Genomic DNA, 13,498 nt, shown 5'->3' with positions numbered 1-13,498 from the left:
GTGGCCGGCGACAAGCAAGCGGAGACTACGGTGCCCGCGGAGGCACGGGAGAAGCACGCGAAGCTCGCTGAGCAGATCGAGGAGCACCGCTTCCGGTACTACGTGAAGGACGCTCCGGTCGTCAGCGACGCGGAGTTCGACCAACTCCTGCGCACCCTGGAGGCGCTGGAGGAGGAGTATCCGCAGCTGCGCACCCCGGACTCGCCGACGCAGAAGGTCGCGGGGGCCTACGAGACGGAGTTCACGGCGGTCCGGCACCGCTCCCGCATGCTCTCGCTCGACAACGCCTTCAGCGACCAGGAGCTCGCCGCCTGGGCGGAGCGCGTCGCCAAGGACGTCGGCGCCTCCGGCTACCACCTCCTGTGCGAGCTCAAGGTGGACGGCCTGGCCGTCAACCTGACCTACGAGCACGGCCGCCTCACGCGCGCGGCGACCCGCGGCGACGGCCGCACCGGCGAGGACATCACACCCAACGTCCGTACGATCGCGGAGATCCCGGACCGGCTGACCGGCGACCGCGTCCCTGACCTCGTGGAGATCCGCGGCGAGGTCTACTTCCCGATGGAGAAGTTCGAGGAGCTCAACGCCCGGCTGGTCGAGGCCGGTGACAAGCCCTTCGCCAACCCGCGCAACGCAGCGGCCGGTTCGCTGCGTCAGAAGGACCCGCGCGTCACCGCCACCCGCCCCCTTCACATGGTCGTCCACGGCATCGGCGCCCTGGAGGGCTTCGACGGCATGACCCGCCTGTCCCAGGGCTACGACCTCCTCAAGACCTGGGGCCTGCCCACCTCCCGGCACAACAAGGTGGTCGACGGCCTCGACGGCGTGCGGGAGTTCGTCGCGTACTACGGCGAGAACCGCCACTCCGTGGAGCACGAGATCGACGGCGTGGTCGTCAAGCTCGACGAGATTCCGCTGCAGGGCCGCCTGGGCTCCACCTCGCGCGCCCCGCGCTGGGCGATCGCGTACAAGTACGCGCCCGAGGAGGTGAACACCAAACTCATCAACATCCGTGTGGGCGTGGGCCGTACGGGCCGGGTCACGCCGTACGCACAGGTCGAGCCGGTCACCGTCGCGGGGTCCGAGGTCGAGTTCGCCACACTGCACAACCAGGACGTCGTCAGGGCCAAGGGTGTCCTCATCGGGGACACGGTGGTGCTGCGCAAGGCCGGTGACGTCATCCCGGAGATCCTCGGGCCGGTCGCCGACCTGCGCGACGGCAGCGAGCGCGAGTTCGTGATGCCGAGCGAGTGCCCGGAGTGCGGTACCGGCCTCAGGCCGATGAAGGAGGGCGACATCGACCTGCGCTGTCCGAACGCCCGCAGCTGCCGCGCCCAGTTGCGCGAACGCCTGTTCTACCTTGCCGGGCGCAAGTCGCTGGACATCGAGCACTTCGGCTATGTCGCCGCGGCCGCCCTCACCCAGCCCCTGGAGCCCGCCGAGCCCCCGCTCGCCGACGAGGGCGACCTGTTCGACCTCACCATCGAGCAGCTGCTGCCCATCAAGGCGTACGTCCTCGACCAGGACAGCGGCCTGCCCAAGCGTGACCCGAAGAGCGGTGAGGAGAAGGTCGCCACCGTCTTCGCCAACCAGCAGGGTGAGCCGAAGAAGAACGCGCTCGCCATGCTGGAGAACATCGCGGCCGCGAAGGAGCGCCCGCTCGCGCGCGTCCTCACCGGCCTGTCGATCCGTCACGTGGGTCCGGTCGCCGCCGAGGCGCTGGCCCGCGAGTTCCGTTCCGTCGACCGTATCGAGCAGGCCTCCGAGCAGGAGCTGGCGACCACCGACGGGGTCGGCCCGATCATCGCGAAATCACTCAAAGAGTGGTTCTCCGAGGAGTGGCATCAGGAGATCATCCGCAAGTGGAAGGCCGCCGGCGTCCGGATGGAGGAGGAGGGCTCGGGTGAGGACCAGGGCCCGCGTCCCCTCGAAGGGCTCACCGTCGTCGTGACCGGCACTCTCGAGCGATTCACCCGTGACGGCGCCAAGGAGGCGTTGCAGATCCGTGGCGCGAAAGTGACCGGTTCTGTTTCGAAAAAGACGTCTTTCGTCGTAGTGGGTGACAATCCGGGATCGAAGTACGACAAGGCGATGCAGCTCAAGGTGCCCGTTCTGAACGAGGACGGCTTCACGGTCCTGCTGGAACAGGGCCCCGAAGCGGCCGCCGAAGTCGTGCTTCCGGCACAGGAGTAGCGAGGAGCAGCGGTTGAAGGCCACCCGATCGGCGCATACCAGATGCATACGGGTGGCCGGTGCGCATTCGGGCAACCGTCGCCGACCGGTGCCCGTGGAAGCCTTCTGCGGCCTACTGTTGAGATGTGCGCCTGCCGTGCCCAGCTGCGGTCGGGGCATCCCTTTGCTCTTGAAGAGCCTTGAAGAGCGCGGGGAAGGGTTTTCCGACGCGGCGCCGTCGAGGTTTGTCGGGCATCGGGCCGCGTGGCGTGGGCACCGCCGGCAGTGAGAGGGACGGGAATGGAACCGAGCGAGAGCGCCGCCCCGGACTCACGCCTGCGCCTGCGCGGAATGCTCGGCGCATGGCGGGAGAGCCGGCGTGGCGGACGGCCGCAGGAGCGTCCGGGCGCGGAGGGGCGCGTCAGCGGACAGTACCCGGCCGGACCCTACACGCAGACCGACGACACGAGTGCCCAGCTCACCGACGACCACTCGTCCGGGCTGCGGAGCGCCGAGCTGGAACGCCACCTGTCCTGGCCCGCCCTGCCCGCGGCGATCGTCGCGGCGGCCGGCTTCGTCCTCGGCGCCGGCTTCTACCGGGCCTTCACCGGCGGCCACGCGCTCTTCCCGTCCGGCACGGTCGGCTGGGCCCTGGCCGTCCTGACCGGCATCATCGTCGGCCACCTGGTCGCGCTCGGCCGCGCCCGCTGGTGGGGCGGCACCGGCTCGGGCGCCGCCCTCACCCTCGCCGTCCTGCTGCTGTACGGCTGGGTGCCCGCCGGAATGGTCAGCCTCACCGTCGTCCTGCTGGTCGGTGTGGCCCGCCGCCACCGCTGGCGCCAGGGCGTCCTGCACGGCGCGGTCGACATCCTCGGCATCGCCGCCGGGGCCCTCCTGCTGGGCGCGTTCGGCCGGGTGCCGTCCGTCGAGCATCCGTGGAACCCGGACACCTGGACCCTCTACACCGCCCCCGAGGTGGTGCTGGTCGCGGTCGCCTACCTCGCGGTCACCCGCACCCTGGGCTGGTACCTGCACGCCCCGCGCTCAGGCGGCCTGCCCACCGTCGCCCGCACCGCCCTGGTCAGACAGGGCCTGCTCGCCGCCGCCCTGCTCGGCATCGCGCCCCTGGTCTGCGTGGTCGCCACCGCCAAGCCCATCCTGCTGCCGTTGTTCGCCATCCCCCTCATCGCCCTCGACTCCACCCTCTGGATAGCCCGGGCCCGGGCCGAGGAACAGCTGCGCGACCCCCTGACCGGGCTCCCCAACCGCCAGTGGCTGCTGGAGCGCATCTGGACGGCCCTGGACGACGCCGAGCGCATCGGCGCCCGCTCCGCCCTGATGCTCATCGACCTCGACCGCTTCCGCTCGGTCAACGACACCCTCGGTCATCTCGCCGGTGACCGGCTGCTCCTCCAGATAGCCGACCGGCTCCGGCTGGCGCTTCCCCGCGGGGCGGAGGCAGCCCGGCTCGGCGGCGACGAGTTCGCCGTCTTACTGCCGGTCGCCGACTCCACCACCTCCGCGACCCGGGTCGCCCGCGGCCTCGTCGCCGCCCTCAGCTCCCCGCTCGACCTCGACGGCCTCACCCTCGTCCTGGAGGCCAGCGCCGGAGTCGCCGTCTTCCCCGACCACGCCCTGGACGCCGAGGGCATGCTGCGCCGGGCGGACGTGGCGATGTACCAGGCGAAGCGGGACCGCACGGGCGTCGAGGTCTACGAGTCCAAGCGGGACTCCAACACCCCGGACCGCCTCGGCCTGCTCGGCGATCTGCGCCGGGCCCTGGACGCGCACGAGGTCCAGCTGCACTACCAGCCCAAGGTCCGCTTCGACGGACAGGTGGCCGGGCTCGAGGCCCTGGTCCGCTGGGTGCACCCCGAGCGCGGCAAGGTCCCGCCGGACGAGTTCATCGCCATCGCCGAGTCGTCCGGCCTGATGCCCCACCTCACCGAGTACGTCCTGGACACCGCGCTGGGCCAGGTCGCCCGGTGGCGTTCCCAGGGGCTGTTCGTGCCGGTGGCGGTCAACGTCTCCCCGCGTGACGTGCACACTCCCGGTTTCGCCGGCTCCGTCGCAGCCCGGCTGGCCCGCCACGGCGTCCCGGCGGGAGCGCTCCAGCTGGAGATAACCGAGCACGTCCTGCTGGAGGACCCGCAGCGCGCCGCCGACACCCTCGCCGGGCTCACCGGCCACGGCGTGAAGATGTCCCTGGACGACTTCGGCACCGGTTACTCCTCGCTGGTGCATCTGCGCCGGCTGCCCGTCAGCGAGCTGAAGATCGACCGTTCGTTCGTGGCCCGGCTCGCCATCGACACCGAGGACGCCGCGATCGTCCGCTGCACGATCGACCTGGCCCACTCGCTGGGCCTGCTCGTCGTGGCGGAGGGTGTCGAGGACGACGAGACCTGGGAGCGGCTGCGGGACCTGGGCTGTGACGCCGTACAGGGCTGGCTGGTCGCGGCCGCGATGCCGCCCGAGGAGACCACGGCGTGGCTCAGGGCACGGGGCGCACGCGGCTGGCAGCGGCCGCGGGCGGCGCTCCCGGCCGCCGAGTAACGGGAAACCGTTTAACAGGCACGGGCGGCGGCCCCATAGGATTGGCCCCACACCACACGCACTCACCCCAGAGGATCGCTGCATGCCTGGCATCACGCGCGAGGAGGTCGCCCACCTCGCCCGGCTGGCGCGTCTGGAGCTGAAGCCCGAAGAGCTCGAGCACTTCGCGGGACAGCTGGACGACATCATCGGCGCGGTCGCACGCGTCAGTGAGGTCGCCGACCAAGACGTACCGCCGACCTCGCACCCGCTCCCGCTGACGAACGTCATGCGGGCGGACGAGGTCCGTCCGTCGCTCACCCCCGAGCAGGCGCTCTCCGGCGCCCCGGCCCAGGAGCAGCAGCGTTTCAAGGTGCCGCAGATCCTGGGGGAGGACTAACCGCCATGACGGACAACGTCAACATCATCAAGCTCACGGCCGCCGAGACCGCCGCGAGGATCGCCTCCGGCGAGCTCACCGCTGTCGAGGTCACCGAGGCCCACCTGGCCCGTATCGAGGCCGTCGACGAGAAGGTCCACGCCTTCCTCTACGTCGACCGCGAGGGCGCTCTCGCGCAGGCCAGGGCCGTCGACGAGAAGCGGGCGAAGGGCGAGAAGCTCGGCCCGCTCGCCGGCGTCCCGCTCGCGCTCAAGGACATCTTCACCACCGAGGGCGTCCCGACGACCGTCGGTTCGAAGATCCTCGAGGGCTGGATCCCGCCGTACGACGCGACCCTCACCAAGCGGCTGAAGGCCGCCGACGTGGTCATCCTCGGCAAGACCAACATGGACGAGTTCGCCATGGGGTCTTCGACGGAGAACAGCGCCTACGGCCCGACCGGCAACCCCTGGGACCTCACCAAGATCCCCGGCGGCTCCGGCGGCGGCTCCTCGGCCGCGCTCGCCTCCTTCCAGGCCCCGCTCGCCATCGGCACCGACACCGGCGGCTCCATCCGCCAGCCGGCCTCGGTCACCGGCACGGTCGGCGTGAAGCCGACCTACGGGGCCGTCTCCCGTTACGGCATGGTGGCGTTCTCGTCCTCCCTCGACCAGGGCGGCCCCTGTGCCCGTACGGTCCTGGACGCGGCCCTCCTGCACGAGGTCATCGCCGGGCACGACCCGCTCGACTCCACCTCCATCGACGCCCCGGTCCCGCCGGTCGTCGAGGCCGCCCGCAACGGCAGCGTCGAGGGCATGCGTGTCGGCGTCGTCAAGCAGTTCCGCGGCGAGGGCTACCAGGCCGGCGTCATCCAGCGCTTCGACGAGTCCGTCGCCCTCCTCAAGGAGCTCGGTGCCGAGATCGTCGAGCTGGACTGCCCGTCCTTCGACCTCGCCCTGTCGGCGTACTACCTGATCGCGCCGTCCGAGTGTTCGTCCAACCTCGCCCGCTTCGACGGCCTGCGCTACGGCTTGCGGACCGGCGACGACGGCACCCACTCGGCCGAGGAGGTCACCTCCCTCACCCGCGAGGCGGGCTTCGGACCCGAGGTCAAGCGCCGCATCATGCTCGGCACGTACGCCCTGTCGAGCGGCTACTACGACGCGTACTACGGCAGTGCCCAGAAGGTCCGTACGCTCATCACCCGCGACTTCGAGAAGGCCTTCGAGCAGGTCGACGTGATCGTCTCGCCGACCACGCCGACCACCGCCTTCCCGATCGGCGAGCGTGCCGACGACCCGATGGCGATGTACCTCGCCGACCTGTGCACCATCCCGACCAACCTCGCGGGCAACGCGGCCATGTCGCTGCCCTGCGGTCTCGCCCCGGAGGACAACCTCCCGGTCGGGCTGCAGATCATCGCCCCGGCGCTGAAGGACGACCGTCTTTACAAGGTCGGCGCCGCCGTCGAGGCCGCCTTCGTGGAAAGGTGGGGTCACCCGCTGATCGAGGAGGCTCCGTCGCTGTGAGCGCACTGACCAAGGCCAAGGGCTTCAAGAAGTCCAAGTCCGGTACGTACCTGTCCATCGCCGGGACCGCGTTCGGCGCGTTCGGTGTCGCCAAGCGGCTCAAGAAGGCCCGCGCCGACAAGGACACCCTGGTCCTGATCGACGCCACCGTGTCCGCCGTCGCCATCGTCACCGGCCTCGCCATCCTCTACCGCGAGCTGAAGCGGCTGGGCGACGACGACGTCCTGCTGGGCTGAGAGGGAAGTTACACCGTGACCACCACGACCGACCTGGTGTCGTACGAGGACGCGCTGGCGTCGTACGACCCCGTGATGGGCCTCGAGGTCCATGTCGAACTCGGCACCAAGACCAAGATGTTCTGCGGGTGTTCGACCGAGCTGGGCGCCGAGCCCAACTCGCAGACCTGCCCGACCTGCCTCGGCATGCCCGGCTCGCTCCCGGTCGTCAACGCGACCGGCGTCGAGTCCGCGATCAAGATCGGTCTCGCGCTGAACTGCGAGATCGCCGAGTGGTGCCGCTTCGCCCGGAAGAACTACTTCTATCCGGACATGCCGAAGAACTTCCAGACCTCCCAGTACGACGAGCCGATCGCCTTCAACGGCTACCTCGACGTGCAGCTGGAGGACGGCGAGACCTTCCGTGTGGAGATCGAGCGCGCCCACATGGAGGAGGACACCGGCAAGTCGACCCACGTGGGCGGCGCGACCGGCCGCATCCACGGCGCCTCCCACTCGCTGCTCGACTACAACCGCGCCGGCATCCCGCTCATCGAGATCGTCACCAAGCCGATCGAGGGTGCGGGGGAGCGTGCTCCCGAGGTCGCGCGGGCCTACGTGCGCGAGCTGCGCGAGGTCATCAAGGCGCTCGGCGTCTCCGAGGCCCGGATGGAGATGGGCCAGATGCGCTGCGACGTGAACCTGTCGCTGCGCCCGCACGGCCGCGAGAAGTTCGGCACCCGTTCCGAGACGAAGAACGTCAACTCGTTGCGGTCCGTGGAGCGTGCGGCCCGCTTCGAGATCCAGCGGCACGCGGCCGTGCTGAACGGCGGCGGCACGATCATCCAGGAGACGCGGCACTTCCACGAGGACACGGGGTCGACGACCTCGGGCCGCGTGAAGGAGGAGGCCGAGGACTACCGGTACTTCCCGGAGCCGGACCTCGTTCCGGTGGCCCCCACGCGCGAGTGGGTCGAGGAGATCCGCGCCGGGCTGCCGGAGCTGCCGCTGGCCCGCCGCAACCGGCTCGTGGCCGAGTGGGGCATCTCCGCCCTCGACATGCAGGCGATCCTCAACGCCGGCGCCCTGGAGCCGATCGTCGCCACGATCGACGCCGGTGCCGACGCGGCGTCCGCCCGCAAGTGGTGGATGGGCGAACTGGCCCGCAGCGCCAACGAGTCGGGCAAGTCGCTGGACGAGCTGCCGATCACGCCTCAGCAGGTCGCCCGGGTCACGTCCCTGGTGGCCGAGGGGTCGCTCAACGACAAGCTGGCCCGCCAGGTCATCGAAGGCGTTCTCGCGGGCGAAGGCACCCCGGACGAGGTCGTTGACAAGCGCGGTCTGAAGGTCGTCTCCGACGAGGGCGCGCTCACCACCGCCGTCGAGGAGGCCATCGCCGGCAACCCGGGCGTCGCGGACAAGATCCGTGGCGGCAAGGTGGCCGCGGCGGGCGCGCTGGTCGGCGCCGTCATGAAGGCCACGCGCGGTCAGGCGGACGCGGCCCGCGTCAAGGAACTGATCCTGGAGAAGCTGGGCGTCAGCGAGGGCTGAGGCTCCTGCCGGACGCTCTTTTCGCCGGCCCTGGGGGGATGCATCGGTTGCGATGCATCCCCCCAGGTGTGTCACTTACCGGCGGTGGCCCACCACCCGTGCGAAGCCCAGCGCGCGCCCTTCGTCGGCGTGGATCAGGTCCACCGACTCACGGGCCATGTCGGCCATCCACGGGTAGGGACTCTCCTCGGCGCAGACCTCGCTCCACAGCAGCCAGTCCTTCCAGCCGTCCTCCAGCCAGTCGGCGGCCTCGACCTCCACGGCCCCGCTGCGGGTCCAGTGGCGGCGCCACCAGCCGGGGGTGTGGAAGGCCCAGAAGCCGGGGTCCCAGAACGGCTTGAGGTGCTCCGGAGGCTCGCTGCCCTCCGGCTCCTCGCGCAGTGCGGGGACCACGACACCGATCCGCCCGCCCGGCTTCAACAGCCGGGTCAGCGTGGGCAGGTACAGGTCGTCGGTGCCGAAGTACTGGTAGGCGTCGACGGAGACGATCGCGTCGAAGCTCCCCTCGCCGAACGGCAGGTCGTGCGCCTCGGCGAACACGGGCAGCACCCGGTCGCCGACGCCGGCCTCGGCGACGCGTACGGCGTTCTCGTCGGCCTTCACCCACAGGTCGGCGGCGGTGACGTGGACGTCATACTCCTTGGCGAGGAACACGGACGTCATGGCGCGGCCGCAGCCCAGGTCGAGGACACGGGCGCCGGGGCGCAGGTCCTCCAGGCCGAGTGCGGGGGCCAGCCACTCCAGCAGCCACAGCGCGTGCGGGCCCATCTGGTTCTCGATGGTCCAGCGGGCGTCGTAGCGGTTGCTGCGCGACCAGCGGGGGTGGGTCAGACGACTAGCGAGGTCGTCGTTCGTGGTCCTCGATGTGATGTCGGACATCGGTGAACGGGCTCCTTGAGTCCTTCGTAGGGGAAAGAGATGCGTAGGAGCTCGGTCGGACCTTCAAACAATGCACCTGCTTCGGTCGACGGCGATGTGCCGGGAACGACGGACGCGGGGACGCTAGCAGCCGCGCCGCCGTCCCGCACCCGGGTTTCTCAGGGCGACGCGCTACGCTCGCCCGCCATGAGCGGACGCGGTGATTCCGAGATGCACGACGTCGGAGATCCGGCCCAGGAGGCGCGGCGGGCCCGGTGGACCGCGGCCACGACCGGGGCGGTGCTGGCGCTCGCCGGCGTGGCCGCGTCGACGCTCCGCCTGACCTCTTCGGCGCCCGCGCTCGTGCCCGCCGCCTACGCGTGCGGCGCGGTCGTGTGCGCGCTGGCGTCGGTCCTCGGGTCCCGGGGGCGTACCAGGCGGGCCCTGTGGCTGCTGGTCTTCGGCGTGATGGTGATGGCGCTGGGCGATCAGTTCGACTGAGGTGACAGAGCACCCGTTACTGTCCTGTGATCTACCTCCCACTCCTGTGAATAAGCCCACGAACTGCGTAAACGATCATTTCCTCCTGCAAGAGTGGCTCTTGCATTGCTCATGCGTTCTTTGCGGGCCGTTCACATCATGACGTGACATGGACGACTGTTCCCGGCCAAAGATCCACATATAGCCCCCGGGAGCTCGTTCGTGGCAGCCCTCGCACGCTGGTGTGTCCAACGACGCCTCGTCGTCGTCATCCTGTGGCTCGTCGCCCTCGGCGGAGTGACCACGGCCGCCGCCGTCACGGGTTCCGCCTACTCGAACGACTACGAGGTCCCGGGCACCGAGTCCGGCCGCGCCACCGAACTGCTGCGCGACGGCTTTCCGGACCTCGGCGGCGACAGCGACACCGTGGTCTGGCACACGGACTCCGGATCCGTCCGTTCCGCCGACGTGGAACAGACCATGACCCGCACCCTGGACCGCATCGCGGCACTGCCCGGCGTCGCCGCCGTCTCCGGGCCCTACGACGGGCAGGGCGCCGGCCGGATCAGCGCCGACGGGCACACCGCCTACGCGACCGTCACCTTCGACGACCCGGCCGAGGAGGTCGACCGCGGCCAGGCGCAGGCCGTCGTACGGACCGCCGGGGAAGCCCGCGGCGACGACCTGCGGGTGGAGCTGGGCGGCAGCGCGATAGCGCTCACCGAGTCCTCCGGCGGACACCTCGCCGAGGTGGTCGGCGTCGCCGTCGCCGGGGTCGTCCTCTTCCTCGCCTTCGGATCGCTCGCCGCCTCACTGCTGCCGCTGGCCACCGCACTCGTCAGCGTCGGCACCGCGTACGCCGGGATCGTGCTGCTCGGCCACGTCATGACCGTCGCCGACTTCGCACCCATGCTCGGGATGCTGATCGGGCTGGGCGTCGGCATCGACTACGCGCTGTTCATCGTCACCAGACACCGGCGCGGCCTGAAGCGGGGCCTGACGGTCACCGAGGCGGTCGCCAACGCCGTCGCCACCACCGGGCGCGCGGTCGTCTTCGCGGGTGCCACGGTGTGCATCGCCCTGCTGGGCATGCTGATCCTCAGGCTCGGCTTCCTCAACGGCGTCGCGATAGCCGCCTCGCTGACCGTCGTCCTGACGGTCGCGGCCTCCGTGACCCTGCTGCCCGCCCTGCTCTCCCTCATCGGCATGCGCGCCCTCAGCCGCCGAGAACGCCGCCACCTCACCGAGCACGGGCCCCAGCCCGAACTGCCGACCGGATTCGCCGCCCGCTGGTCCGCGTTCGTGGAGCGCCATCCCAAGCTGCTCGGCGCTCTCGCCCTGGGCGTCATCACCCTCCTCGCCCTGCCCACGTTCTCCCTCCACCTGGGCACGTCCGACCAGGGCAACAACCAGCAGGCCGCCACCACACGCCAGGCCTACGACCTCCTCGCCGACGGCTTCGGGCCGGGCGTGAACGGCCCCCTCACCCTCGTCACCCAGGTCCACGGTGCCGAGGACCGGCTCGCGCTCGACAACCTCGACGCGACGATCCGCACCACCGAGGGCGTCGCCTCGGTGACCCCGGTGACGTACGACACGGGTGGCCACACCGCGTACTTCACGATCGTCCCCGAGTCGTCGCCGCAGTCCCAGCGCACCAGCGACCTCGTCGACCGGCTGCGCACCGAGGTGCTGCCGCGCGCCGAGACCGGCACCTCCCTCGACGTCCAGGTCGGCGGGGTGACGGCCGGCTACGACGACTTCGCCGACGTCATCGTCGGCAAGCTGCCCGTCTTCGTCGGCGTCGTCATCGGGCTGGGCTGTCTGCTGCTCCTGCTCGCCTTCCGGTCCGTCGGCATCCCGCTGAAGGCCGCCGTGATGAACGTGGCAGCCGTCGCCGCCGCCTTCGGTGTGGTCGTCGCGATCTTCCAGTGGGGCTGGGGCAGCGAACTGCTGGGTCTGGGCCGGGCCGGCCCCATCGAGCCCTTCCTGCCCGTGATCATGGTGTCGGTGCTCTTCGGGCTCTCCATGGACTACCAGGTCTTCCTGGTCAGCCGGATGTACGAGGAGTGGCTGGAGACCGGCGACAACCGGCGGGCCGTCCGCGTCGGCCTCGCCGAGACCAGCCGGGTGATCAACTCCGCCGCCGTCATCATGATCTCCGTCTTCCTCGCCTTCGTCCTCAGCGGCGACCGTGTGATCGCCATGTTCGGCATCGCGCTCGCCGCCGCCGTCGCCCTCGACGCCTTCGTGCTGCGCACGCTGCTGGTCCCGGCCCTGATGCACCTGCTCGGCGGCGCCAACTGGTGGCTGCCAGGCTGGCTGGACCGCCGTATGCCCCGCATCAGCATCGAGCCGCCCGAGGCCCGCGCCGCCCATGAAAGGCTGGCCGCCGCGACGGACGCCGAAGCGGCGGACGTACTGGCGAAGGGGCGGGAAGAAGAGGATGTACGCGATATCTCTGGGTGACGACGGAGCGGAACTGCGTCCCTTGGAGCCGTGGCACGCCGAGGAGTTCCTGGCGCATCTGGACCGCGGACGCGAGTTCATCGGGCAGTTCATCGCCTTCGGCTCCAAGGAGACGGACGTGGAGTCCGCCCGTGCCCTGCTCCAGCGGTACGCCGACATGCGCGCCGCCGACACCGGGTCCCTGCACGGACTGTGGCTGAACGGTCGGCTCGTGGGCGGTGTGCTGTTCCTGAACTTCCGGGCCGACACCGGCAACTGCGAGGTCGGCTGCTGGCTGGAACCCGCCGGCGCCGGAAGGGGTCTGGTCACCCGGGCGATGCGGGTGCTCATCGACTTCGCGATCGAGCAGCGCGGCATCCACCGCGTCGAGTGGATCGCCGCCTCGGGGAACACGCCCAGCCTGAACGTGGCCCGGCGGCTGGGGATGACCCTGGAGGGCGTGCAGCGGGAGACCCACCCCTATCGTGGGGTGCGGCACGACCTCGAGGTGTGGTCCGTCCTCGCGCCCGAGTGGCGGGAAGCACGCGCGCGTACCGCGCACAGCCAACGTTAAGAAACCTCTCAGACAGGATCCGTACGGTGCCGGACATGGGAACCAAGACAGCTGACGAGACCGGCGCCAAGACGGGTGCCGAGGCCACGACCGACGAGGAGAAGGCGGGCGCCACCGAGCTCACCAAGACCGACGGTGTGACGAAGACCGAGGCGGACTCGAAGACCGAGGCGGACACGGAGGCCGGTGCCGAGGCCGGCTCCGGCACCGACGCCGACGACCTGGACGAGGGCCTCGTGCCGGTCGAGGCCGAGGGACCCACCGGCGTCGGACAGGGCGCCGGCGCCGTCGTCTCCGCCGCGCTCGGCCTCGTCTCGCTCACCGGCGGGTGGATCGGCACCGTCGGTGCCGCGCGGGAGACCCTCGTCGGCCAGCTGCAGACCTCGTCCAGCGCGAGCGTCGCCACGCAGGTCAAGGAGGTCTACGGCGACGCCTGGCAGACCACCGCGGTGTGGGCCGGTCTGTTCGCGTTGACCGCGCTGATCGTAGGTGTCGTCGTGCTCGCCCGGCCCGCCTTCGGGGTGCCCGGCAGGCCGCAGCCCGTGTGGATCAAGTCGGTCGCCTGGGGCGGTGTCACGCTCGGCGTGATCGGCCTGCTCCTGGCCGTCCTCAAGTACACCGACGTCCTGATGGGGCTGCCCTCCACCAGCTGAAACACCACGTGACCCGAGGGGTCTTAGGTACGCCGTGAACGCCTTACGGCCCGCCTAAGGCCCCTCACGCACGTCTAAGGCCCCGCCCACCGCCGAAGATGCGGAAC

The 13,498-nt window shown here is 70.6% G+C and carries 11 protein-coding genes; 10 read left to right on the top strand and 1 reads right to left on the bottom strand.

The window, feature by feature from the left end:
• From ligA to gatB, 6 genes are all read left to right on the top strand, one after another.
• Entirely contained in the window at positions 1-2,193 is a 2,193-nt protein-coding gene (gene ligA, locus AQJ84_RS30240; protein ID WP_030040522.1) for an NAD-dependent DNA ligase LigA, read from the top strand.
• Between the two features lie 279 nt (positions 2,194-2,472).
• Complete coding sequence (locus AQJ84_RS30235; protein WP_030040521.1) at positions 2,473-4,725, top strand: putative bifunctional diguanylate cyclase/phosphodiesterase; 2,253 nt, start codon at positions 2,473-2,475, stop codon at positions 4,723-4,725.
• 82 nt (positions 4,726-4,807) lie between these two features.
• Positions 4,808-5,104 (top strand): Asp-tRNA(Asn)/Glu-tRNA(Gln) amidotransferase subunit GatC, encoded by a 297-nt coding sequence (gene gatC / locus AQJ84_RS30230; RefSeq protein WP_007384860.1) that lies wholly within the window; start codon positions 4,808-4,810, stop codon positions 5,102-5,104.
• Positions 5,105-5,109: 5 nt separating this feature from the next.
• Entirely contained in the window at positions 5,110-6,612 is a 1,503-nt protein-coding gene (gatA, locus tag AQJ84_RS30225; protein WP_053191574.1) for an Asp-tRNA(Asn)/Glu-tRNA(Gln) amidotransferase subunit GatA, read from the top strand.
• Positions 6,609-6,848, top strand: coding sequence for a hypothetical protein (locus AQJ84_RS30220; RefSeq protein WP_030040520.1), 240 nt, complete (start codon positions 6,609-6,611; stop codon positions 6,846-6,848). Before gatA ends, AQJ84_RS30220 begins: the two co-directional genes overlap by 4 nt.
• A gap of 15 nt (positions 6,849-6,863) precedes the next feature.
• Positions 6,864-8,378: an Asp-tRNA(Asn)/Glu-tRNA(Gln) amidotransferase subunit GatB gene (gene gatB / locus AQJ84_RS30215; RefSeq protein ID WP_053191572.1), complete on the top strand. Its 1,515-nt coding sequence runs from the start codon at positions 6,864-6,866 to the stop codon at positions 8,376-8,378.
• Positions 8,379-8,453: 75 nt separating this feature from the next.
• Here the strand turns inward: gatB and AQJ84_RS30210 are convergent, their stop codons facing one another.
• On the bottom strand, positions 8,454-9,257 hold the full coding sequence (locus AQJ84_RS30210; RefSeq protein ID WP_030040518.1) for an SAM-dependent methyltransferase: 804 nt from the start codon (positions 9,255-9,257) through the stop codon (positions 8,454-8,456).
• Between the two features lie 186 nt (positions 9,258-9,443).
• On the opposite strand from AQJ84_RS30210, the gene AQJ84_RS30205 reads away from it, so the two are divergent.
• The 4 genes from AQJ84_RS30205 (at position 9,444) to AQJ84_RS30190 (ending at position 13,391) form a co-directional block, all read left to right on the top strand.
• Complete coding sequence (locus tag AQJ84_RS30205) at positions 9,444-9,737, top strand: hypothetical protein (RefSeq protein WP_030040517.1); 294 nt, start codon at positions 9,444-9,446, stop codon at positions 9,735-9,737.
• A 201-nt stretch (positions 9,738-9,938) separates the two neighbouring features.
• Positions 9,939-12,185, top strand: a complete 2,247-nt coding sequence (locus AQJ84_RS30200) for an MMPL family transporter (protein ID WP_030040516.1) — start codon at positions 9,939-9,941, stop codon at positions 12,183-12,185.
• On the top strand, positions 12,163-12,738 hold the full coding sequence (locus AQJ84_RS30195; protein ID WP_030040515.1) for a GNAT family N-acetyltransferase: 576 nt from the start codon (positions 12,163-12,165) through the stop codon (positions 12,736-12,738). Before AQJ84_RS30200 ends, AQJ84_RS30195 begins: the two co-directional genes overlap by 23 nt.
• A gap of 35 nt (positions 12,739-12,773) precedes the next feature.
• Positions 12,774-13,391, top strand: coding sequence for a hypothetical protein (locus AQJ84_RS30190; RefSeq protein WP_030040514.1), 618 nt, complete (start codon positions 12,774-12,776; stop codon positions 13,389-13,391).
• Positions 13,392-13,498: the final 107 nt, after the last annotated feature.

Source organism: Streptomyces resistomycificus (assembly GCF_001514265.1).
Classification (GTDB): domain Bacteria; phylum Actinomycetota; class Actinomycetes; order Streptomycetales; family Streptomycetaceae; genus Streptomyces; species Streptomyces resistomycificus.
The sequence above is the reverse complement of the archived record's forward strand: the minus strand, read 5'-3'. Positions and strand labels throughout refer to the sequence as shown.